Source organism: Achromobacter sp. ESBL13 (assembly GCF_036668755.1).
Taxonomy (GTDB): domain Bacteria; phylum Pseudomonadota; class Gammaproteobacteria; order Burkholderiales; family Burkholderiaceae_B; genus Achromobacter.
Genome location: NZ_JAZEVT010000009.1, coordinates 93828 through 115510 on the forward strand (window position 1 = coordinate 93828; position 21683 = coordinate 115510).

At 63.7% G+C, this 21683-nt stretch carries 18 protein-coding genes; 5 read left to right on the plus strand and 13 right to left on the minus strand.

Annotation, left to right across the window (positions count from 1 at the left end; genetic code table 11):
* Positions 1-5 precede the first annotated feature (5 nt).
* Entirely contained in the window at positions 6-1052 is a 1047-nt protein-coding gene (locus V6F88_RS26985; RefSeq protein WP_332613434.1) for a CDP-6-deoxy-delta-3,4-glucoseen reductase, read from the minus strand.
* A 70-nt stretch (positions 1053-1122) separates the two neighbouring features.
* A complete protein-coding gene (panD, locus tag V6F88_RS26990; protein ID WP_332613395.1) occupies positions 1123-1491 on the minus strand; it encodes an aspartate 1-decarboxylase in 369 nt (122 codons plus the stop codon).
* A 211-nt stretch (positions 1492-1702) separates the two neighbouring features.
* On the opposite strand from panD, the gene sugE reads away from it, so the two are divergent.
* The gene (gene sugE / locus V6F88_RS26995; RefSeq protein WP_332613396.1) at positions 1703-2020 is read left to right on the plus strand and encodes a quaternary ammonium compound efflux SMR transporter SugE; all 318 of its coding nucleotides are present in this window, start codon (positions 1703-1705) and stop codon (positions 2018-2020) included.
* Positions 2021-2072: 52 nt separating this feature from the next.
* Here the strand turns inward: sugE and V6F88_RS27000 are convergent, their stop codons facing one another.
* From V6F88_RS27000 to V6F88_RS27025, 6 genes are all read right to left on the minus strand, one after another.
* Positions 2073-2945 (minus strand): MOSC domain-containing protein, encoded by an 873-nt coding sequence (locus V6F88_RS27000; protein ID WP_332613397.1) that lies wholly within the window; start codon positions 2943-2945, stop codon positions 2073-2075.
* 173 nt (positions 2946-3118) lie between these two features.
* Positions 3119-4045 (minus strand): ectoine hydroxylase, encoded by a 927-nt coding sequence (gene thpD / locus V6F88_RS27005; protein ID WP_332613398.1) that lies wholly within the window; start codon positions 4043-4045, stop codon positions 3119-3121.
* A gap of 15 nt (positions 4046-4060) precedes the next feature.
* Positions 4061-4465 carry an ectoine synthase gene (locus V6F88_RS27010; RefSeq protein ID WP_332613399.1) on the minus strand — a complete coding sequence of 135 codons (405 nt, stop codon included), beginning with the start codon at positions 4463-4465 and terminating at the stop codon, positions 4061-4063.
* Positions 4462-5769 (minus strand): diaminobutyrate--2-oxoglutarate transaminase, encoded by a 1308-nt coding sequence (gene ectB, locus V6F88_RS27015; RefSeq protein WP_104145719.1) that lies wholly within the window; start codon positions 5767-5769, stop codon positions 4462-4464. Before ectB ends, V6F88_RS27010 begins: the two co-directional genes overlap by 4 nt.
* Before the next feature lie 127 nt (positions 5770-5896).
* Entirely contained in the window at positions 5897-6457 is a 561-nt protein-coding gene (ectA, locus tag V6F88_RS27020; protein ID WP_332613400.1) for a diaminobutyrate acetyltransferase, read from the minus strand.
* Entirely contained in the window at positions 6454-7005 is a 552-nt protein-coding gene (locus V6F88_RS27025; protein WP_046803710.1) for a MarR family winged helix-turn-helix transcriptional regulator, read from the minus strand. The genes ectA and V6F88_RS27025 overlap by 4 nt, the downstream gene beginning before the upstream one ends.
* 289 nt (positions 7006-7294) lie before the next feature.
* Here V6F88_RS27025 and V6F88_RS27030 point away from each other — a divergent pair, with 289 nt between their 5' ends.
* Both V6F88_RS27030 and V6F88_RS27035 read left to right on the plus strand, forming a co-directional pair.
* On the plus strand, positions 7295-8236 hold the full coding sequence (locus V6F88_RS27030; RefSeq protein ID WP_332613401.1) for a MurR/RpiR family transcriptional regulator: 942 nt from the start codon (positions 7295-7297) through the stop codon (positions 8234-8236).
* 31 nt (positions 8237-8267) lie between these two features.
* Positions 8268-9614: an aspartate aminotransferase family protein gene (locus V6F88_RS27035; protein ID WP_332613402.1), complete on the plus strand. Its 1347-nt coding sequence runs from the start codon at positions 8268-8270 to the stop codon at positions 9612-9614.
* A 13-nt stretch (positions 9615-9627) separates the two neighbouring features.
* On the opposite strand, the gene V6F88_RS27040 is transcribed toward V6F88_RS27035, so the two are convergent.
* From V6F88_RS27040 to parE, 4 genes are read right to left on the minus strand one after another with little or no spacing between them, the layout of a single operon-like run.
* Positions 9628-10839 carry a DUF418 domain-containing protein gene (locus V6F88_RS27040; protein WP_332613403.1) on the minus strand — a complete coding sequence of 404 codons (1212 nt, stop codon included), beginning with the start codon at positions 10837-10839 and terminating at the stop codon, positions 9628-9630.
* 29 nt (positions 10840-10868) lie between these two features.
* Entirely contained in the window at positions 10869-13199 is a 2331-nt protein-coding gene (parC, locus tag V6F88_RS27045) for a DNA topoisomerase IV subunit A (RefSeq protein ID WP_332613404.1), read from the minus strand.
* A gap of 45 nt (positions 13200-13244) precedes the next feature.
* On the minus strand, positions 13245-13853 hold the full coding sequence (locus tag V6F88_RS27050) for a YcxB family protein (protein WP_332613405.1): 609 nt from the start codon (positions 13851-13853) through the stop codon (positions 13245-13247).
* On the minus strand, positions 13853-15814 hold the full coding sequence (parE, locus tag V6F88_RS27055) for a DNA topoisomerase IV subunit B (protein ID WP_046803714.1): 1962 nt from the start codon (positions 15812-15814) through the stop codon (positions 13853-13855). The genes V6F88_RS27050 and parE overlap by 1 nt, the downstream gene beginning before the upstream one ends.
* A gap of 328 nt (positions 15815-16142) precedes the next feature.
* On the opposite strand from parE, the gene trxA reads away from it, so the two are divergent.
* Together trxA and rho are read left to right on the plus strand one after the other, a co-directional pair.
* Positions 16143-16469 (plus strand): thioredoxin TrxA, encoded by a 327-nt coding sequence (gene trxA / locus V6F88_RS27060; protein ID WP_006218534.1) that lies wholly within the window; start codon positions 16143-16145, stop codon positions 16467-16469.
* Positions 16470-16585: 116 nt separating this feature from the next.
* The gene (gene rho, locus V6F88_RS27065; protein WP_006218533.1) at positions 16586-17845 is read left to right on the plus strand and encodes a transcription termination factor Rho; all 1260 of its coding nucleotides are present in this window, start codon (positions 16586-16588) and stop codon (positions 17843-17845) included.
* A gap of 96 nt (positions 17846-17941) precedes the next feature.
* Here the strand turns inward: rho and V6F88_RS27070 are convergent, their stop codons facing one another.
* On the minus strand, positions 17942-21655 hold the full coding sequence (locus V6F88_RS27070; protein WP_332613406.1) for a YhdP family protein: 3714 nt from the start codon (positions 21653-21655) through the stop codon (positions 17942-17944).
* Positions 21656-21683 lie beyond the last annotated feature (28 nt).

A 21683-nucleotide genomic window follows, 5' to 3' on the forward strand; every position in this document is an offset into this window, starting at 1 on the left:
CCGATTTACGACGCGGCTTTCGCCAGGTCGGCCTCGGACGTGAAGGCATCCGCGTAGAACTCTTCCGGCGGCAAGCCGTTCTGCACGCTGAATTCGCGGCGTGCGGCATCCACCATCAACGGCGTGCCGCAGGCATAGACCTGATGGCCGGACAGGTCCGCAATGTCCTGCATGACGGCTTCATGGACGAAGCCGGTGCGACCCGACCAGCCGTCTTCAGGCAGCGCATTGGACACCACCGGCACGTACTTGAAGTTCGGCAGCAGGCCAGACCAGGACTGCGCCAGCGCGTCCATGTACAAGTCCTGGGGACGGCGCCCGCCCCAGTACAGCGTGACCGGGCGCGCAATGTTCTTGTGGATCATGTGCTCGACGATGGCCTTCACGGGCGCAAAGCCCGTGCCGCTGGCCAGCAACACGATCGGCTTGTCACTGTCTTCGCGCAGGAAGAAAGAGCCGAACGGCCCTTCCAGCCGCAGGATCTCGCGTTCCTTCATCTGGGTGGTGCCGGCGCCAAAGACGTGGTCCGTGAAAAGCCCGCCCGGCATGTGCCGGATGTGCAGTTCAAGCGGGCTGCCCGTATGCGGCGCGCCGGCCATGGAGTAGCTGCGCCGACGCCCATCTTTCAGGATGACTTCGATGTACTGCCCCGCGTAATAGCGGAACTGCTCGGAAGCAGGCAGTTGCAACTTGAGGACGGTGACATCGGGCGCAACGCGTTCCAGCGTCTGCACGCGTGACGGCAGCTTGCGGATCTGGATGTCGCTGGCCAGCCGGACTTCGGTGGATTCAACCACCATGTCGGACGCGGGCCGCGCCTGGCAGAACAGCGTGTAGCCGTTGGCCAGCTCTTCCGGCGACAGGATCTGGGCGGGATATTGCCCGGCGTCGAACTCCCCGGACACCACTTTGCCCTTGCAGGTGGAGCACGCGCCGTTGCGACAGCTATAGGGCAGCACGATGCCGGCGGCCAAGGCGCCGTCGAGCACGGTCTGGCCGGGCTCAACCGGGAATTGATGCTTGCTGGGTTGGATGATGACCTGGAAGCTCATGATGAAATGGTTCAGGGTTGACGAAAGCGCCATCCGGCCAGGCCGGAACGACGCGTTGCCCGGCCCGGCCTCAGGCCGGGAACTTGCGAATTTCCTTGACGCGATTCGCGTCGTCCACCAGCACGACCCGCGGCTTGTGCTTGGCGGAGTCTTCTTCGGACATCGGCCCGTAGGTGCAGATGATCAACAGATCGCCCACCTGGGCGCGGCGCGCCGCCGCGCCATTCAACGAGATGGCGCCGCTGTCGCGGGCCGCCTTGATGATGTAGGTGTCGAAGCGTTCACCGTTGGTGACGTTGTAGAGTTCGATGCGTTCGAACTCGCGCATGCCGGCAGCGTCCAGCAGGTCTTCGTCGATGCCACAAGATCCTTCGTAGTGAAGGTCGGCTTCGGTGACCGTAACGCGGTGTAGCTTTGCCCGCAGCATGATGCGTTGCATGATGGAAATTCCTGGTTCGCGGCCCGGTCCGCGACGTGTTGCTTAAGTGATGCCCGGCATCCGGTTTTGCCGTTGGAAGCCGGTATTCTATAATTTTTGCCGCAGCGGGACGGCCCGTTGCCGCGCACGGTCAAACGACCGGTGTTTTTTTATCCGGGGACGACCCCTTATTGCCGGCGCAACGCCGGCAGCGCAACAGAAGGAGTCGTCAATGACCTGGATCATCCTGGTGCTAGCGGGCCTGTTTGAAATCGTTTGGGCCGTGGGCCTGAAATATACCCATGGCTTCACTCGCCTTTGGCCGTCCCTGATTACGGCGGGCGGCATGGCCATCAGCGTGTGGCTGCTGGCCGTCGCCATGAAAACACTGCCGCTGGGCACCGCCTACGCCGTATGGGTGGGCATCGGCACCGTGGGCGCCTTTGTGGCCGGCATCGTGCTGTTCGGGGAATCCACCAGTTGGATGCGCATGGTCAGCGTGGCGCTGATCGTGCTGGGCCTGATCGGCCTGAAGTTGTCTTCGGCGTAATCCGCACCGCTGTCTTCGGCGTGGCCGAAGACAGCCTCGGTCCGGCGACCGGTCAGAAATCCAGTTCGATCTCGACCTCGTCGCCGACTTTCAACCGCGCGCCGGCCGGCGCGTCCAGAATGGCGTTCTGGCCAAATACCACCCCGATATCCAGGTTGCGATAACCCGCCAGCGTACGGCCGGGCTCGTCGTGCTGCTGGGCGGTGCGCTGGTCGATGTCGGGAATCGAGCAGCGGGTGCACGGTTTGACGAACGCCATCCGGACGCCCGCTGCCGTGATCATGGCGGTATGGTCTTCTTCGAAGGGCTCCCATTCGCCTTGGACGACGATGTTGGGACGGAAACGGTCCATGGGCACCGGCGCTACGCCCTTGGCTTGCAGGCGCGCGTTCAAGTCATCCAGGGACGCCTGGTTCGCGATCAGCAGCGGGAAGCCATCCGCGAAGCCGAAGTAATGTTCGCCCACGAAGGCATCCGCCAGATCGGGATGCGCATCCACCCAGCGCGATACCCAGTCGGGCTTGGCATTGCGCGCGGCGGCGCTATCCACCTTCAGCAGGCGGCACGGCGTTTTCAGGAATTCCGAAAACCATTGGCCCGTGGCGGCGCTTTCGTGGCGCGCCGATATCGTGTCGGCCCAGACCGCCACGGCTTGCGCGCCGGGCTCGATGCCGGATTCATCCAAGGGCACATCCAGATCGGGCATGCCCGGCGCGCTGATTCGAAGCGCGTCGGCGGTCAGCGCCGTGCGGATCAAGGCCATTGCCGGCCATTGGCGCTGCGTCATGAATTGCCCATCGGCGCCAATCAACATCCAGCGACGGTCGTAAGCCAGGCCGGCCCGGTCGATGGGCGACTCCGCCAGGTCGATGCCGGCGCAGGATTTGATCGGGTAAATGTGCAAGCTCAGGATACGGGCGGACATGGCGGCATCGGTTAGGCGTGAGGGGAATCCGCGCAAGAATAGCAGAGAGCAGACGCCGGTATCGTCCGATTTTTCGGCGCCGCGCCGCCCAACAAAAAACCCGGGCAAGGCCCGGGTTTCGGTGTGGTGATGCACAGCCCGCGGTTGTGCGTCGGCGGGCTGAATGCGGCGGATCAGCCGCCCACCAGCTTCAGCGTATCCAGCGGCGTGACCGCCTTGAAGCCCTTGCGCGTCGCGATATGTTCGGGACGCGGCGTCAAGCCGTACTTGGGCGGGTTCAAGGTGTTCTCCATGCTGTTGTAAACCATGAAGACATTGGCGCGCGGCCACGGCGAGATATTGCTGTTCGAGCCGTGCATGGTGTTGCAATCAAAAAACACCACCGAACCGGACTTGGCCGTCATCGAGCGAATGCCGCCCTGCTCTACCAGCAATTGCAGGCTGACCGGGTCCGGCACCCCGTATTCCTGCTTTTTCAGCGATTGCTTGTAGTGCTCGTTCGGTGTTTCCCCCACGCACGAGATGAACTGGCGGTGCGAGCCCGGCACCAGCATCAACGGGCCGTTGCACTCGTTGTTGTCGGTCAGCAGCACCGAGCAGCTCAGCGCGCGCATCGACGGCATGCCGTCTTCCACGTGCCACGTCTCGAAGTCCGAGTGCCAGTAGAACTCCTTGCCCTTGAAGCCGGGCTTCATGTTGGCGCGCGACTGGTGGATGTAAACCTCGGAGCCCAGGATCTGCCGCGCCACGTTGACCAGGCGCGGATCGCGCACCAGGCGTGACAGCACGGGGTTCAACACGTGCACCATGAAGATGGAGCGCACGGCATTGCTGCCGGGTTCGGTGATGGATTCCTCGCGCCGGATGATCGACGGGTCGCGCGTCATGCGCTCGACCTCGGCGGACAGCGCGCGGATCTCTTCTTCGGAAAACAGGTTTTCCAACAAGAGGAAGCCATCACGCTCATACTGTCCGACCTGGTCGCCCGACAAGGCATTGGCGTACTTGCCGTCGCCATAGACCACAGGGTCCTGGCGGGCAATGATGGCGGAACCTCGGTCCGTACGGGAGGCGTACGGATCCTTTGCAGGTGAGATCATGCGAACCTCCTTATATCAAGCCGCTTTGGCTTGGGCTTCAGGCAAGGCGTAGACGCCTTCTTTGTCGTGCACTTCCTGACCGGTCAGCGGGGGGTTGAAGACGCAGATGACGCGCAGCGGCTCTTTACCGCCGCACAGCCAGTGCTCGTCGTTCTCGTTCAGCGCGTAGACCACGCCGGGGCCCAGGTCATACTTCTTGCCGTCGGCGATGGTCTCGATGGAACCGTCGCCTTCGATGCACCACACCGCTTCAAGATGGTTCTTGTAGTGGATGTGCGTGCGGCCGCCGGGAAAGATGGTGGTCTCGTGGAAGGAAAAGCCCATGCCATCCTTCTTGAGCAGCACGCGGCGGCTGACCCAGGTGTCGGTACGGACTTCGTCGGCGGTGCCGATCACATCTTTGACATTGCGTACGATCATTGACGTTTTCCTCCAAATTTAAGAATGCGGGCGGACTGGCCTTCTTCTGCCAGCGCGTCGGCCACGCTGGCCTCGATGATGTCCAGGCCCTTGCTCAACAGATCCTCTTCGATCGTCAGCGCCGGCAGCAACTTCAGCACTTCGTCATGCGCGCCCGAGGTCTCGATGACGACGCCCTTCTTGAATGCCTGCTGCGCGATGCGGTTGGCCAGCGCGGGCGTGGTGTTGCACACCAGGCCCTGGATCAGGCCACGGCCACGCACCGACAGGCCGGCGTTGGGATAGCTGTGCACCAGGTTTTCCAGCCAGTCGCGCACCGTGCGTTCCTTGCGCTGGATGTCAGCCGTGAACGCGGTGTTGGCCCAGTAGGTTTCCAAGGCTTGCGTGGCGGTGACGAACGCCAGGTTGTTGCCACGGAACGTACCGCTGTGCGCGCCGGGCTTCCAGATGTCCAGCTCGGGCTTCATCAGCACCAAGGACATCGGCAGGCCGAAACCGGACAGCGACTTCGACAGCGTGATGATGTCCGGGCGGATGCCGGCGGCTTCAAAGCTGAAGAAGGTGCCGGTACGACCGCAGCCCACCTGGATGTCGTCCACGATCAATAGCATGTCGTGGCGCTTGCACAGCTTTTCCAGCTCTTTCAACCAGCGTAGCGTGGCAACGTTGACGCCGCCTTCGCCCTGCACGGTTTCAACGATGACGGCGGCGGGCTTGTCCATGCCGCTGCTGGGATCTTCCAGCATGCGTTCCAGGTAGGCCATCGTGTCCACGTCGGGACCGAAGTAGCCGTCATAGGGCATGAACGTGGTGTTGCCCAGTGCATAGCCCGACGCTTCGCGAAACTTCATGTTGGCTGTCACAGCCAGCGATCCGCCGCTGACACCATGAAAACCATGCGTGAATGAAATCACATTCGAACGGCCCTTGACCTGGCGCGCGATCTTCAGCGCGGCTTCCACGGCGTTGGTGCCGGTGGGGCCGGTGAATTGCAGCGTGTATTGCCAGTTGCGCGGCTTGAGCAGCACGCGATCCACCGTCTCCAGGAAACGCTTCTTCGCGCTGGTCGCCATGTCCAGGCCGTGGACGACGCCGTCCGCCTGCACATACTCCAGCAGCTTTTCCTTGAGAACAGGATTGTTGTGGCCGTAGTTCAGCGTGCCTGCGCCGCTGAAGAAATCGATGTACTCGGTGCCGTCTTCGTCGATCAGCGTCGAGCCTCGGGCCTGGCTGAATATCACGGGAAACGACCGAATGTAGCCCCGCACTTCGGATTCCATCCGGTCAAAGATTTTCAAGTCCATATGATCAATCCTCCCTTTTCATCTCATAAGTTGAATAGACGGCACGATCCCTCCGGATGCGGCGAACGCATTCGGACAGGCACTGCCATCCCGGTAATTTCGATAAGTCCGCTGGGGTTGCGCTGCCCTACGGGGCAGGCAATGCGAACGGGCCTATCCTCAACAACATCTCGTCGTCATGGTCCGCGCCACCAAACAATTGCCGGTCGAAGAACGGCTGTTCGGAAACGTGGGCGCCAAGCTCGCCGGCCAGGCCGGTAAAGCTGCGGCGCGATGCCTGGTTGTCAGGCCCCACCGTGGTTTCAAGATATCGAACATGCTCGAGCCCCTTGCGTTGCAAGAGTTCGCGAAGCATGGCGCGGCCCAACCGATGGCCGCGTGCGCGGGTGTGCACCGCAACCTGCCAGACGAACAACACGTCGGGTCGGGTCGGGATCACATAAGCGGAGATAAAACCGTCGATACGTCCGCCGGCACTTTCGGCGATGACGCAGGTGTCGCTGAAATGCTCAACAAGGAGCAAGTAGGCGTAGAGGGAATTCAGGTCGAGCGGCGGGCACTCGGAAATGAGGTGGTGAATGGCGGCGCCGTCTTTGCGGGTGGGCAGACGCATCGTATGGGTCTGCGCGCGAACCGCCGGCGCCACGGCACTTGAGAGATGGGGGGTATCCAGTTCGTTTTTCTTCATGCAACGATTCCCGATTCTGGGGGTGCCCCGCCCGTGGGCACTTCAAGGATGGGCGACGATACATCGCCGTGCGGTTCCGCTGCGACTGCCTGGCCTTCCTGTTCCATCAGCGCCACGATGCGTTCCAGCGATAGCGTGATGGTGGCTTGCTCAAGCTCGGGCAACGCATTCAATGCGTCGGCCAGGTGCTTTTGCAAGGGAGACGGCGCGCCTTGGGCCAATTCACGCCCGGCGTCCGTGGCAGTAACGAAAACAATGCGGCGATCTTCGCGGCCGCGTTCACGGCGGATCAAACCCTTGTCTTCCAGGCGGTCCAGGATGCCAACCACCGTGCTGGGGCTGACATGCATTTCACGGCTGATGGCCGTGGCCGTCATCGGGCCATTGGCCATTACCGTACGCAGACACATCAACTGCGGCGCAGTGATATGGCTGACCGCGGACAACTGTCGCGAGTGCAATGCGATCGAACGCGTGATGCGGCGCAGGGCTCGCAAAATGCGCAGATCGTACTGCTGGGAGGGATCAGTGTTCGCGGGGCTGGTCATGGAAGAGAAAGGTTCGGTCAAATTCATTTCTACACGAATGATATGCGCCCGATGTATTCGCGTCAAACAAAAAACCCGTGCACGATGTAAATAAATGAACACGGATTTGCAGAAGATATAAGCAAACTTCGGGCACTTGCGAGAGGAGCAAGTTGCGTGCTCAAGGTTACCCCGACGTGGCCGAAAATGCGGAACCACCACTGAGAAAGGCGCACATAAAAACATTTGTTTTATTCAAATCCATCGATATATCATTTGTTTTTTGTCGCCGACCCCGCGCTTTACCCCTATGCCTGTGCCCTCCGAGCTCCTCGCGACGTTGCAGCAAAAAATGGAAGGACTACCGCCCGAGCTGCAACGCGCAGCGCATTGGGTGGCGGCGCATCCGGCGGAAGTGGGGCTGTGGTCCATGCGGCGGCAAGCCCTGGCGCTGGGCGTTGCGCCGGCCACCATGCTGCGGCTGGCGCGGGCGTTGGGGTATTCCAGCTACGAAGCATTTAGACAGCCTTTTCAACAAGCGCTTGCCGGCAACAGCGGGCTTGCCCTGCCCGGCCTGCGTGATCGTGCCGCCGCGCTGCAAGCGGCGGCGGACGATGCCGCCGCGCCAGGCCACGACGTGCTGACCGACTACCAGGTGCAGGCGGTGACGTCAGTATGTGTACTGAACCCGGCGCCCGCCTTCGACGCGGCCGTCCAGACCCTGCTGAACGCGCGGCAGGTGGGCTTTCTGGGCACGCGATCCGCCTTTGGCATCGCGTTTCAGATGCGTTACGCGTATCAACTGGTGCGCCGTAACAGCGTGCTGATCGACGGCCTGGGCGGCGCGCCGGCCGAACAGGCCGACAGCCTTACCGCCCAGGACGCGCTCATCGTGATTTCGCAGGCGCCCTATCCCACCGCCACCGTGCAGCTCGCCCGCCAGGCGGCGCAACGAGGCGTGGCCCTGATCGCCCTGACTGACGACCCCTTGTCGCCGTTGGCGGTGGGCGCGCGCCACACGCTGCGCTTCGCCCCGCCCGACCGCGAAGGCGTGCAGGCTAGTCCCGCCCGCCGAGGCCCGGGGTCGTTCTTTCACACCACGGCCGGTTTGCTTGGCTTGGCAGAACATCTGATCGCCCGGTTGACGGCGCGCGGCGGCGCGGACGTCTTGAACCGCCTGACCGAAGTGGAACAGCGTCTGCGCGCCGACAACATCTATTGGACCGCCCCGACTTCCCGCCGCCCCGGCTGACTTCAACCCTTTCTTTGCCAAACGGATTGCCATGAGCCACACCCACGTTCTGCATCGTTCCCTGCGCCAGACGCCCCCAGTCGCCGTCAGTGGCCAAGGCGTGTGGATCCGCGACAGCGCCGGCCGCGCGTACCTGGACGGCTCCGGCGGCGCCGCCGTGTCCTGCCTGGGACATAACCACCCCGACGTCCAGGCCGCCATGCACGCCCAAATCGATGCGCTGGCCTACGCCCACACCAGCTTCTTCACGACCGACGTGGCCGAACGGTTGGCGGCGCGGCTGGTGGCCGACGCGCCGGAAGGCATTTCGCACGCGTACTTCGTGTCGGGCGGGTCCGAGGCCGTCGAGGCGGCGCTGAAGATGGCGCGCCAGTACTTTGTCGAAATCGGCCAGCCGCAACGGCGCCACATCGTGGCCCGCCGCCAGAGCTACCACGGCAACACGCTGGGCGCGCTGGCGGTGGGCGGCAACGCGTGGCGCCGTGCGCAATTTGCGCCGTTGCTGATCGACGTCGAACACGTCTCGTCCTGCTACGCGTATCGGGATCAACGCGACGGCGAAAGCGCCGAGCAGTACGGCGAACGCCTGGCGCGGGAACTGGAACAGACCTTTGAGAAGCTTGGGCCGGACACCGTGATGGCGTTCGTGGCAGAGCCGGTGGTGGGTGCGACCAGCGGCGCCGTCACCGCCGTGCCCGGCTACTTCAAGCACGTGCGTGAGGTCTGCGACCGCCACGGCGTGCTGCTGATTGCCGATGAAGTGATGTGCGGCATGGGCCGCACGGGCACGCTGTACGCGGTGGAGCAGGAAGGCGTCGTGCCCGACCTGATCACCATCGCCAAGGGCCTGGGTGGCGGCTATCAGCCCATTGGCGCCGTGATGGCGCAGCAACGCATCGTGGACGCCATGCAGCAAGGCAGCGGCTTCTTTCAGCACGGGCACACGTATCTGGGCCACGCCATCGCCTGCGCCGCCTCGCTTGCCGTACAAGAGGTGATCCGCCGCGACAAGCTGCTGCAACGCGTGCGCGAACAAGGCGCGGGCTTGCGGCAACGGCTAGAGCAGGCGCTGGGCCAGCATCCGCACGTGGGTGACATCCGTGGTCGAGGCCTGTTCATGGGGATTGAGCTGGTGCAAGACCGCGCCACGAAGCAGACCTTCGACCCCGCCTTGGCGCTACATGCACGCATCAAGCGCGAAGCCATGGCCCAGGGGCTGATGGTGTACCCGATGGGCGGCACCATTGACGGGCGCCAAGGCGACCACGTGTTGCTGGCCCCGCCATTCATCATTTCCGATGACGAGCTGGACCAATTGACCGAACGTCTGGTTGGCGCCATCGATACCGCGCTAAACGCGGTCCGCCGCAACGAGTAAGCCGGTATGCCAATCAGCCCGCGCGCGCCCGCCGCCACGGCGGCAATGCTCCGATGGTCAGTGCGCGTAAAAACCACTCCACAGGGCCGTAAGCGTGATGCTTCAACCACCACGCGGACCACGGCAGCTGAGCGGCGAATATGGCTACCGCGATGCCCACGGTCGCCAGCGGCGACACCGACGCAAACAGGCGCAGGCCCCAGCCGGTGAACAGGAACGCGCAAACGACCGACTGCATCAGATAGTTGCTTAACGCCATCCGCCCGGCCGGCGCCAGCCACGCCCCCAAGCCACCAGCCGCGCGGGTACGGATCGCCAGCAGAAACACGGCGGCGTACGACATGCTTAACAGCGGTGCCGTCAGCAAGTCCACCGCCAGCCCGGGCAATTCCCAGGCGGCACCGGCAAACGGCAGGGACGAGGTCGCATACAACGCAGATCCCGCCAGGCCCGGCAGCAAGCCGAACGCGCACAGCAACCACAGCGCGCGCGGTTGCCGCCAGGGGTCGGCCAGCGCCTGGCGCCGGCCCAGCGCGTAGCCGGCCAGGAACATCGCGAACACAAACGGCCCTTGCACGAACAGCACCATGAACCACACCGACGTCGTCAATTCCTTGATGTGCTGGGCGATTGTTGTGCCGATCGTGCCGCGATACGCCTCGATAGACGCCAGCGCGTCGGCCCAATACCGCGCCTCGTAGCCGGTGGGTACAGGGTCCAGGAAACTGAGCAGGCCCAGCACCCCCCACACCGTTGCGGCCAGCACGATCAGCCACAGCGCGGTGCGCAGTGCATGCCGGGGTGCGATCCGGCGGCACGCCAGCAAGCCCAAACCCAATAAGGCGTAGGTCAGCAGGATATCGCCTTGATAGAACAGCACGGCGTGCAGTGCGCCCAGCATGGCCAAGCCCCCCAACCGCCGCAGAAAGCGCGGGGCGAAGGCCGCGTGGCTGCGTTCAGCCGCCGCCATCTGCAACGTGAAGCTGTAGCCGAACAGAAAGGAAAACAGCAGATAGAACTTGGTTTCGAACAGGCAGGCGATCAGCCAGCGCACCGCCAGGTCCAGCGGGCGGGAGTAGTTCGGGTCGGCCATGCCCGCGCCGTAGAAAGGCGACGAGAAAACGCCGATGTTCACGACCAGGATGCCGAAAAGCGCAAAGCCGCGCAGCGCATCCACGTGCGCCAAGCGGCTGGCGGGCATGGCATGCGCTGCGGCGTGAGTCATGGGCGCGCGCCCGGGCATGGCCTTTGGCCTTACCCCAGCACGGGCGACAGGACCGGCTGCTTGGGACGCACGTCCAGCTGACGACCCTTGCGCGCGCGCTTGCCCACATACGGCGCCAGCGCAGCGCCCACCAGGATGTCCTCGGTCAGCTTGTTGCGATAGATGCCCGTGGCGCGCAGGCCGCGAGCGCCGATCGGCACCGTCTGATCCAGCTTGTCGGACGCGTCCAGGCCCATCAGGATGGTGCCACGGCCCCCGCCCGACAAGGACTTGCATTCGTCCAGCCCGAACACCAGGAACTTGCCCTTGGCCGACAGCAGCGCCAGTTGCGTGGCGCCGTCGAACAACGGCACGGGGCGCAGCATTTCATCGCCGGTTTCCAGCGTGATGAACTGCTTGCCGGCGCGCTGGCGGCTGACCATGTCGGACAGCTTGGCCGCAAAGCCATAGCCGCCGCGCGTGGCCAACAGCCAACGAGATTCGGGCGCGGCCGCGATCGTGTGGACAATGCGCGTGCCGGACTCCAGATCGATCATGGTCGTGACCGGCTGGCCGTCACCCCGGGCCGAGGGCAAGCCCGCCACCGGCACCGAATACACCCGGCCGTTGTCGCCCATGGCGATCAGCGTGTCGGTGGTGCGGCACTCAAAGGCGCCGTACAGATCGTCGCCCTGCTTGAAGGTGAACTGGGCGGCATCGTGGCCGTGGCCCTGACGCGCGCGCAGCCAGCCCTTTTGCGACACGATCACCGTCACCGGCTCGTCCAGCACCTTGGTTTCGAGCACGGCGCGTTCGGCCGTTTCGATCAGCGTGCGGCGGTCGTCGCCATACTGCTTGGCGTCGGCCTCGATTTCCTTGATCAGCAGGCGCTTGAGCGTCGTCGGATTGTCCAGCAGTTCCTGCAACGAAATCTGGTCCTTGCGCTTGTCGGCCAGTTCCTGCTCGATCTTGAAGCCTTCAAGGCGAGCCAACTGGCGCAAGCGCATTTCCAGGATGTCTTCGGCCTGGCGCTCGGACAGTTTGAAGCGTTCCATCAGCGCCGCGCGCGGCTCGTCGGATTCGCGGATCGTCTGGATGACTTCATCCACGTTCAGGTAGACCAGCATGCGGCCTTCCAGCACGTGGATGCGGTCGGTGACCTTGTCCAGGCGGAAACGCGTGCGCCGCACCACGGTATTGGTGCGGAACGCCACCCATTCGACCAGGATGTCGCGCAGGCCCTTCTGGCGCGGCCGGCCGTCGGTGCCGATACACACCAGGTTGATCGACGAGCTGCTTTCCATGCTGGTCTGCGCCAGCAGCGTGTTGACGAATTCGTCACGGTCCACGCGCGAGGTCTTGGGTTCGAAGACCAGGCGCACCGCCGCATCCTTGCCGGATTCATCGCGCACGGCGTCCAGCAGATTCAGCATCATGGCCTTGGCCTGCGTCTGCTCGGGCGTCAGGCTCTTCTTGCCGGACTTGACCTTGGGATTGGTGATTTCCTCGATCTCTTCCAGCACCTTCTGGCCCGACGTACCCGGGGGCAATTCGGTGATGACCAGCTGCCACTGGCCGCGCGCCATTTCTTCGAACTGCCAGCGCGCGCGCACCTTCAGGGACCCACGCCCCGCGCCGTAGATCTGCGCGATATCGGCGGCCGGCGTGATGATCTGGCCGCCACCGGCAAAGTCGGGGCCGGGAATCATGGCGTGCAATTCGGCGTCGGGCAATTGCGGTTGCTTGATCAGCGCCACGCAGGCCTGCGCCACTTCGCGCAGGTTGTGCGGCGGCACCTCGGTGGCCATGCCCACGGCAATGCCGGATGCGCCGTTCAGCAGCATCATGGGCAGCCGCGCGGGCAGCATCTGGGGTTCTTGCTGGCTGCCGTCGTAGTTAGGCACGAAGTCGACCGTGCCTTCGTCCAGCTCATCAAGCAGTAGCTTGGCAATGGGCGTGAGGCGCGCCTCGGTGTATCGCATGGCGGCGGCGTTATCGCCGTCGCGCGAACCGAAGTTGCCCTGGCCATCGATCAGCGGATAACGCAGCGAGAAGTCCTGTGCCATGCGCACCATGGCGTCATAGGCGGCCTGGTCGCCGTGCGGGTGGTACTTACCCAGCACGTCGCCCACGACGCGCGCGGACTTCACCGGCTTGGCGCCGGCGGCCAGCCCCATCGCCTGCATGGCGAAAAGGATGCGGCGTTGCACGGGCTTCTGCCCGTCGCCCACGTCGGGCAAGGCGCGGCCGCGCACCACGGACACCGCGTAGTCCAGATAAGCCTGTTCCGCGTAGCGCGCCAACGTGATGGCGGCATTGGCATCGCCATCGCCATCGGGCGGGGTGGGGTCGAACAGGCCGGGTTGATTGCTGTCGGTCATGGTTATTCAGGTAGACAATTTCATCGAAACGGCGCCAATGCGCCTTTACGCGGACGGGGCCAGCTGGGTATCGGCGACGTGCGCGCGCAGTTGGGCGCGCACCGCTGCCAGCGTGGCGGCATCCTGGCCGCGCTTGGGAATGATCACGCCTTGCAAGGTGCCCAGAATGACGTACAGGTGCTGCGGCGTTTCCTCGACGCGACGGATATCCGACCATTCCATCCGGCCGGAAGCGCTGCCGGTGGTATCCAGAATGCCGTCCGGGCCGAAGTCCAGCTGATGCCGTCCCAGGAAGAGGTCGTCGGGCTGCCTCTTGAGCATGCGGCGCGTGTTCATCCGCACCAGCGGCGGCAGGACGAATTCATACGCCAGCGCCAACAGCGCCAGAATGCCCAGGCCCACCGCCAGCCCCTCGAAATACACAGGCAGCATCTGCGACCAGTTGGGCCCCTTGCCGTCCCAGGTCTGCCAGACCAGGTAGGCAAAAAGCGCCACGATCATCAGCACGCCAAAGCGCAGGTGCGAGCGATACCGACGCCGACGCAGTTCGGGCCGCCTGTATACATAGGCGGCGAACTCGGCGTAGTCGTCGGCCGTCATGTCGACGGTCATGCGAGCGGAGTCGGAGGCGGGGTCAGGCAAGGTGGACGTCATCAGATGTCCAACTCTGCCAGATTGCCCTTTTCCTCGATCCAGGCGCGGCGCTGCGAGGATTCGCCCTTGCCCATCAGCATGTCGAACATGCGGGTGGTGTCTTCGGGGGTCTGATCGCCGTAACCCACGGGCAGCAGGCGGCGCGTGTCCGGATTCATGGTGGTTTCCCACAGTTGTTCCGGGTTCATTTCGCCCAGGCCCTTGAAGCGGCTGACCGACCAGGCGCCTTCGCGCACGCCTTCCTTGCGCAGCTTGTCCTGCGCGGCTTCAAGTTCCCCTTCGTCCAGGCAGTAGATCTTGCGGGCCGGGCGCTTGCCCTGCGCGGGCACATCCAGCCGGAACAGCGGCGGCTTGGCCACGAACACGTTGCCAGCTTCCACCAGTTTCGGGAAGTGCTTGTAGAACAGGGTCAGCAGCAAGACCTGGATGTGCGAGCCGTCGACGTCAGCGTCCGACAGGATGCAGATGCGGCCATAACGCAGGCCGGACAGGTCCGGCGTGTCGTTGGGGCCGTGGGGGTCTACGCCGATCGCAACGGAAATGTCGTGGATTTCGTTATTGGCAAAGAGCCGGTCGCGGTCCACTTCCCAGGAATTGAGCACCTTGCCGCGCAGCGGCAGGATGGCCTGGAATTCCTTGTCGCGCCCCATCTTGGCGGACCCGCCCGCGGAGTCGCCCTCGACCAGGAACACTTCCGTGCGGCTGGCGTCGCTGGATTCGCAATCGGTCAGCTTGCCGGGCAGCACGGCCACGCCGGAGCTCTTGCGCTTTTCAACCTTTTGGGCCGAGCGCTGGCGCGCCTGTGCCTGACGAATTGCCAGCTCCGCCAGCTTCTTGCCGTATTCGACGTTGCTGTGCAGCCAGAGATCCAGCGCGCTCTTGGCAAAGCCGCCCACCAGACGCACGGCGTCGCGGCTGTTCAGCCGTTCCTTGATCTGGCCCTGGAATTGCGGGTCCAGCACCTTGGCCGACAGCACAAAGCTGGCGCGGGCGAACACGTCTTCGGGCAACAGCTTCACGCCCTTGGGCAAAAGACTGTGCAATTCGGCAAAGCCCTTCACCGCACCGAACAGGCCTTCGCGTAGACCGGACTCGTGCGTCCCGCCGGCCGGTGTCGGGATCAGGTTGACGTAGGACTCTCGCACGGCGTTGCCGTCTTCGGTCCAGGCCACAACCCACTGGGCGCCCTCGCCTTCGGCAAAGTTCTCGTGGTCGGCCCCGGCGTACTGCTGGCCTTCGAAGAACGGCACCATCAATTCGGCGCCGGTCAGCGCTTCGGCCAGGTAACCGCGCAGGCCATCCTGGTATTGCCACGTCTTGGTGTCGCCGCTTTTCTCGTTGACCAGCGTGACTTTCACGCCGGGCAGCAGCACGGCCTTGCTACGCAACAGGTGCGTCAGTTCGCCCAGCGGAATATTGGGGCTGTCGAAATATTTGGCATCGGGCCAGACGCGCACGCGGGTGCCCGATTTCTTGCGGCCGCCCTGGTCGTACGGCGCCAGGGGTTCAGCAACGTCGCCGCCCTTGAACACCAGCCGGTTGACCGCGCCGTCGCGCCAGACCACGACTTCAAGCCGGGTCGCCAGCGCGTTGGTGACAGAAACGCCCACCCCGTGCAGCCCGCCCGAGAAGGCATAGGCGCCGCCGCCCGCCTTGTCGAACTTGCCGCCCGCGTGCAGGCGGGTGAAGACCAATTCGACGACGGGCGCGCCTTCTTCGGGATGCAGGCCGACGGGGATGCCCCGGCCGTCATCCTCGACGGACACGCTGCCATCACTGTGCAGCGTGACCTGGATCTGTTTGCCGTAGCCGGCCAAGGCCTCGTCTGCGGCGTTATCAATGACCTCCTGCACAACGTGCAGGGGGTTTTCGGTGCGGGTGTACATGCCCGGGCGCTGGCGCACGGGCTCCAGCCCCTTCAGGACGCGAATGGACGCCTCGGTGTAACGTGGAGTGGCCAAGTTATCCCCAACATCTGTGGAAAAAAACCGACATTTTACGGATAAGCCTAGATTCTGCGCGGCTCCCGGTGGGTTGCGCACGACCTGACCAACTCCGAATTCGGTAGGATGATGACAGTCACAGCCAGCGCGTCAGGGCTTCAATGCCCGGATCACAAACGACTGCGCCGCAACATCCTACACAAAACCAGCAAACCCTGTTGTTATTAACAGTGGTATGCCTGTTGTTATTGACAGTGGTATGCTTTAATCCATTCCACATACAAGAACAACGGCAAGGCGCGTTCCTTTTTACGCGCCTTTTGCTGCCGAACCGAGAATCACCATCATGAGCGACCAAATCAAGAACGTCAGTGACGCAAGCTTCGATGCCGATGTGTTGAAATCCGGCCAGCCGGTGCTGGTGGACTACTGGGCTGCCTGGTGTGGCCCCTGCAAGATGATTGCCCCGATCCTGGAAGAAGTCGCCACCGAGTACGCAGGTCGCCTGACGATCGCGAAGCTGAACGTGGACGAAAACCAGGGTACCGCCACGAAGTACGGCATCCGCGGCATCCCCACCCTTATGCTCTTTAAAGACGGCCAAGCCGCCGCCACCAAAGTTGGCGCGCTGTCGAAGTCGCAACTCACTGCATTCCTGGACGGCGCGTTGTAAACTGCGTGCTGTGAACGAAGGCGCCGCCCTGGAGGCGGCGCTCATTCAATACCGCGCGAGCCCGTCCGTGGCGCGCCGCCAGAACCCTCCTTTACTTTTCCCCCACATTCACCGCGATGCACCTCAACGAACTGAAGGCGCTGCACGTTTCGCAGCTGCTCGAAATGGCCGCTGGCCTGGAAATCGAGAACGCCAACCGCCTGCGCAAGCAGGAATTGATGTTCGCCATCATGAAACGGCGCGCCAAGCAAGGCGAGCAGATCTTTGGCGACGGCGTTCTGGAAGTCCTGCCTGACGGCTTCGGTTTCCTGCGCTCGCCCGAGACCTCGTATCTGGCCAGCACGGACGACATCTACATCTCGCCCTCGCAGATCCGCCGTTTCAACCTGCACACCGGCGATTCCATCGAAGGTGAAGTGCGCACGCCGAAAGACGGCGAACGCTACTTTGCGCTGGTCAAGGTGGATAAGGTCAACGGCGTGGCGCCCGAAGCGATCAAGCATCGCATCATGTTCGAAAACCTGACGCCGCTGCACCCGAACCGCACGATGCGCCTGGAACGGGACATCAAGAGCGAAGAGAACCTGACGGGCCGCATCCTGGATGTGTTCGCCCCGATCGGCATGGGCCAGCGCGGATTGATCGTCGCCAGCCCCAAGTCCGGCAAGACGGTGATGATGCAGCACATCGCGCATGCCATCACCACCAACTACCCGGACGCCGTCATGATCGTCCTGCTGGTGGACGAGCGCCCTGAAGAAGTGACCGAAATGCAGCGCACGGTGCGCGGCGAAGTGGTGGCGTCGACCTTTGACGAACCCGCCACGCGCCACGTGCAAGTGGCTGAAATGGTTATCGAAAAGGCCAAGCGCCTGGTCGAAATGAAGAAGGACGTCGTGATCCTGCTGGACTCGATCACCCGTCTGGCCCGCGCCTACAACACCGTTGTGCCGGCCTCCGGCAAGGTGCTGACCGGCGGTGTGGACGCCAACGCCCTGCAACGTCCGAAGCGCTTCTTCGGCGCCGCCCGTAACCTGGAAGAAGGCGGTTCGCTGACCATCCTGGGTACGGCGCTGATTGAAACCGGCAGCCGCATGGACGAAGTCATCTACGAAGAATTCAAGGGTACGGGCAACTCCGAAGTCCACCTTGAGCGTCGTCTGGCTGAAAAGCGCGTCTACCCGTCCATCAACCTGAACAAGTCGGGCACGCGCCGCGAAGAACTGCTGATTGCCCCCGACCTGCTGCAAAAGGTGTGGGTGCTGCGCAAGTTCATCCACGACATGGACGAAGTGCAATCCATGGAGTTCATCCTGGACAAAATGCGTGCCACCAAGACCAACGCCGAATTCTTCGACATGATGAAGAAGAAGTAAGCCGACATTCGGTAAGCCGGCGCCCTGCGTCAAAGAAAAAACCGCCTGCATTGCATACAGGCGGTTTTTTTATGGGCTCAGTGCACTGGCTTGGCGCTAATGTTCGATGAATTCCGGCATGGCGCCCCGGGCTGGCGCCGTGAAGGGGCGCGGCGTCTGCTTGTCTGCCGGCTTGTCGCCTGACTTGTCGCCTGACTTGTCGCCCGACTTGTCGCCCGACTTGCCCGCGGCTTCGATGGGCTCGATCTGCGGATCGTCCCAGTTACCCGTCACCGAATATTCCATCGTCATTGCGCGCGCCAGCGGCTGCTTGAGCAGCCATTGCGTGACAAAAGCGCCCAGGCCGATCAGCGGATTCACGGCCAGCGCCGTCACCATGGCCGCCCCGCTGGCATCCAGGTTGGGGATCACCACCGCCTTCAAGTCCCAGCGTTCGCTGATGATGTTCACGCCGCCCGCCAGAACAATCGCCGCCACGGGCCCGTTGATCTTGTAGCCTTCGGTGGACATCTTGCCGTCGGCCATCTTCACGCGGCCCCGGATGGTATCGAACGGGAACCCGTCGCGCAGCAGGTTGGTCGGGTTGACATCCAGCCGCGCCAGACGTTGCAGCGATTGCAGCGACAACAATTCCAGCAGCCGGGCGGTACGGGAATTCACGTGCATGAAGCGGCCCTTGTCCAGGCTGATATCGACCTCGCCCGCCACATCCGCCACCTTGTGCGTCCACGGCAGATTGCGCCAGGTTGCCTTGCCTTGCGCGGTGCCCGAGCCGCCCGACACGACGTTCTCGAAGCCGATGCGGTTCATGAACTTGCCCAGGTCCACGAAGTTGGCGTTGACGTCCACGCTCAGGCCCCGATCGGGTCCTTCCAGCCGCCACGTGCCGGTGGCGTTCAGGTTGGCGGCATCGTTGGTGATCGTCAGTTTGTCCAGCCGCCACTGGCGCCCGCGTGCCAGGTTCGTGCCCACCACCTGAAGCTCGCCTACGTTCTTGCCATACAGAAAGAACTCCTTCGCTTGCAGGTCGATGGCCGGAATATCGGACAAGTCGTTGCCGGACGCCAGGGCCTTGTCGGCTTCGTTCGTGTCGCCCTCGCCGCCGAACGCCAGGTGCTTCATTCGCGCCTTGATCTGGCCCGCGATTGCGCCCGAGGCCTCCTGCCATTCCAATGACCCGGTCGCCTGGCGCGACTGGATGTCCACCCGCCACTGAGACGGCCCGGGACGCATGGCATACAGCGTCAGGTCATTAAGCGTGTAGCCGCTGGTGCGCAACATGCCGGTGGCCAGGCTGATGCGTTCAGGCGGCGGGAATACCGGTTTTTGCGCGGCTTTCTTGGCGCCGCTTTTGCCCGCCGGCGTGTCGAACCCGTCCACCACGGCTTCCCAGCCGTCCATGTCGAGTCCTGGCAGGCTGGCGTTCAGGCTCATTCCGCGTTCCGGCAAGCTGGCGGGCCGGCCGATGCCCAATGCGCCCCGGGCAAAGTAAGACGGCGCCCCATCAGCAGGGTCGCGCTCGAACAGCGCGTTGACGTTCTCGCCCAGGCTGGCCGTCAGCCAGCGGCGGTCTTTTGAGCCGCGGTCCTGGGCCGTTCCCCACTGCAATTTCAGTAATTGCGATGACGACGCCGCTTTGCCCACGGGCGCCGGCATGTCGATGGCCATGCCCGAAAGATTCGATTCCATCGAGATCTCGACCGATCCGCCCTTCTGATAACCCAGCCGCCCCTTGTAGGCCGTCTTGCCCGAAAAGCGCGACATCGAAGGCATATTGCCCAACTGCGTCAATCCGCCCGCCGTCAGGGCTCCTTCAAACTGAAGCGCGTCCGAGTTCTGCGCCAGGGTGCCGAAAATCTTCACCGGCCCGCCCAGGAACTGCGCGCGCAGTTCTTTGGTCTGCACCCCTTTTTCCGAGAATTCCAGATCGCCGTGCATGTCCTTGAGCAAGGGCATTTCCGGCATGAAGGTAAAACTGTTGTCCGAGAACAGGATGTGCCCCTGCACCTGCGTGTCGTCGGTGTTCAACAAGGGCACCTTAAGCTTCAGCGGCACCCGCCAGTCACCGGTGCCGCGCGCCTCGTCCAGCGCGCCGTCCAACAGACCGCCAAGCGGGGAATTGGCCGCCATCGCCAGATAGGCCGACACCGGGCCGTACGTCTCGCCGTTGAGCAACAATTCCGCGCCCTGGTCCATGTCGGGAATGGTGGCGGTCACGGCCCCCATATTCAGCGTCTGGCCGGGTCCGGTGCGCGCGGTGGCACCGCCTGCGCTATCCAGCTTCAGGCTGACCTTGTCGATACGGAAGTTGCCGGACAGATTCTCCAACATCGGCCAGCCTTTGCGTCGCTGGCCGGGAGGCGCGTAATCGACCTTGGCGCCCGCATAGGCGCCGGCGATGACGAATTCGCCCGTTGCGTTGGGCGCGGCGAACGGGAAATCGTCCAGGTCGCCCTTGAGCAAGATAGAGGCCGACCGCATTTCCCCGGCGGGCAAGCCTACGGCCAGCCATTCCCGGGCGTCGGCGTTTACCTCAAGCGGCAGGTAGCGGTGGATAGCCGACATAGCGCCGCGCACCATCGTGCCGCGCATGTCGACGCTGCCGGCCGCTGTCTTGCCTTCGCGCTTCCACTGGCCCTGCAAGCGCACGTCCAGGTCGTCGTTCACCACGTGCAGGCCGGCCACGTCGACAAACCAGTTTTTCGCATCGGGCCCTTTCACCTGCGCGTCCACGGCCAATTCACGCGCGACCAGGGTAGGTTCCTGGAACACGCCCGGCAGCGTCACTTGCAGGTGCTGCGCCGCGCCCTTCAGCGACACATCGGCCGCCCCCGGGCTGCGCGCCAACGGCACGCCTTCAACCTGGAAAAAATCGCCGGGCAGCCCCTGCAAACGGAATTGCGCCGAGGCGCCGCGTACTGCCGTGCCGTCCTTGGAGGCCGCCCAATTCACCCCGCGCACCGCCACGTCGGTCGTCAGATCGGTGAACTTGCCGCGCTCCAGTTGCAGCCACGCGCGGGCGGCAATGCGGCCGGAGATGACCGGGGCCGGTGCCCACGGCGCCCACGCTTGCGGTTCGACGTCATCAAGCTCTGTATAAAGCTGGCCGCTCCAGCTGGCGGGGTTGGACGAGTTGGCCGCGAACAGGCTGCGATTGAATTCGCCGCGCAGTTCAACCTTGCGCGCCAGCGCATCGCCGGCCGAGGCGCGCAGCACGAAGCGATGCGACAGGCTGCCGTTGCGCATCAGAAAATCGACGCCGGTCAACGGCAGCGCGGGCGCGCGCCGTAGATCGTCTTGCCAGATGATGGTCGCGTCACTAATTGCCAATTCGCGCTGACGCACCAGCCAGCGCAACGCGGGGTGGTCCAGATCGGACCGATGGTCGCTGGCATTCAGGTCGATGTTCTGGCCGGCCACCCATAGATGATTATCGGGATCGCGGCGCAGGGTCAGTTCAGGCTTGCGCACCTGCAAGCGCACCAGACGGGGCGACAAGGTCAGCACGCTGCGCCACGCCAGCACGGCGGATACGGAAGGCAGGGACAGAACCGGCGTGGCGCTGTCGTCCACCACTTGAACCGATGTCAGGTCCAGGCGGGGGTTCAGGCCCTGCCACTCGGCCTTGATGTCCCCGATGGTGACGCGCGCGCCCAGCGCCTCGCTGGCGTACGCTTCAATCTGTGGACGCCATTCGCCCACACGGGGCAGCACCCAATAGCGCACGCTTAGAAAGCCGACCGCCACCACGCCATAGATGATCAGCGCGGCCCAGAACAGGCAGCAGAGCACGCTACGCGTGCGCGGCACGGGGGCTTTTTTTGAAACAGACACGGAT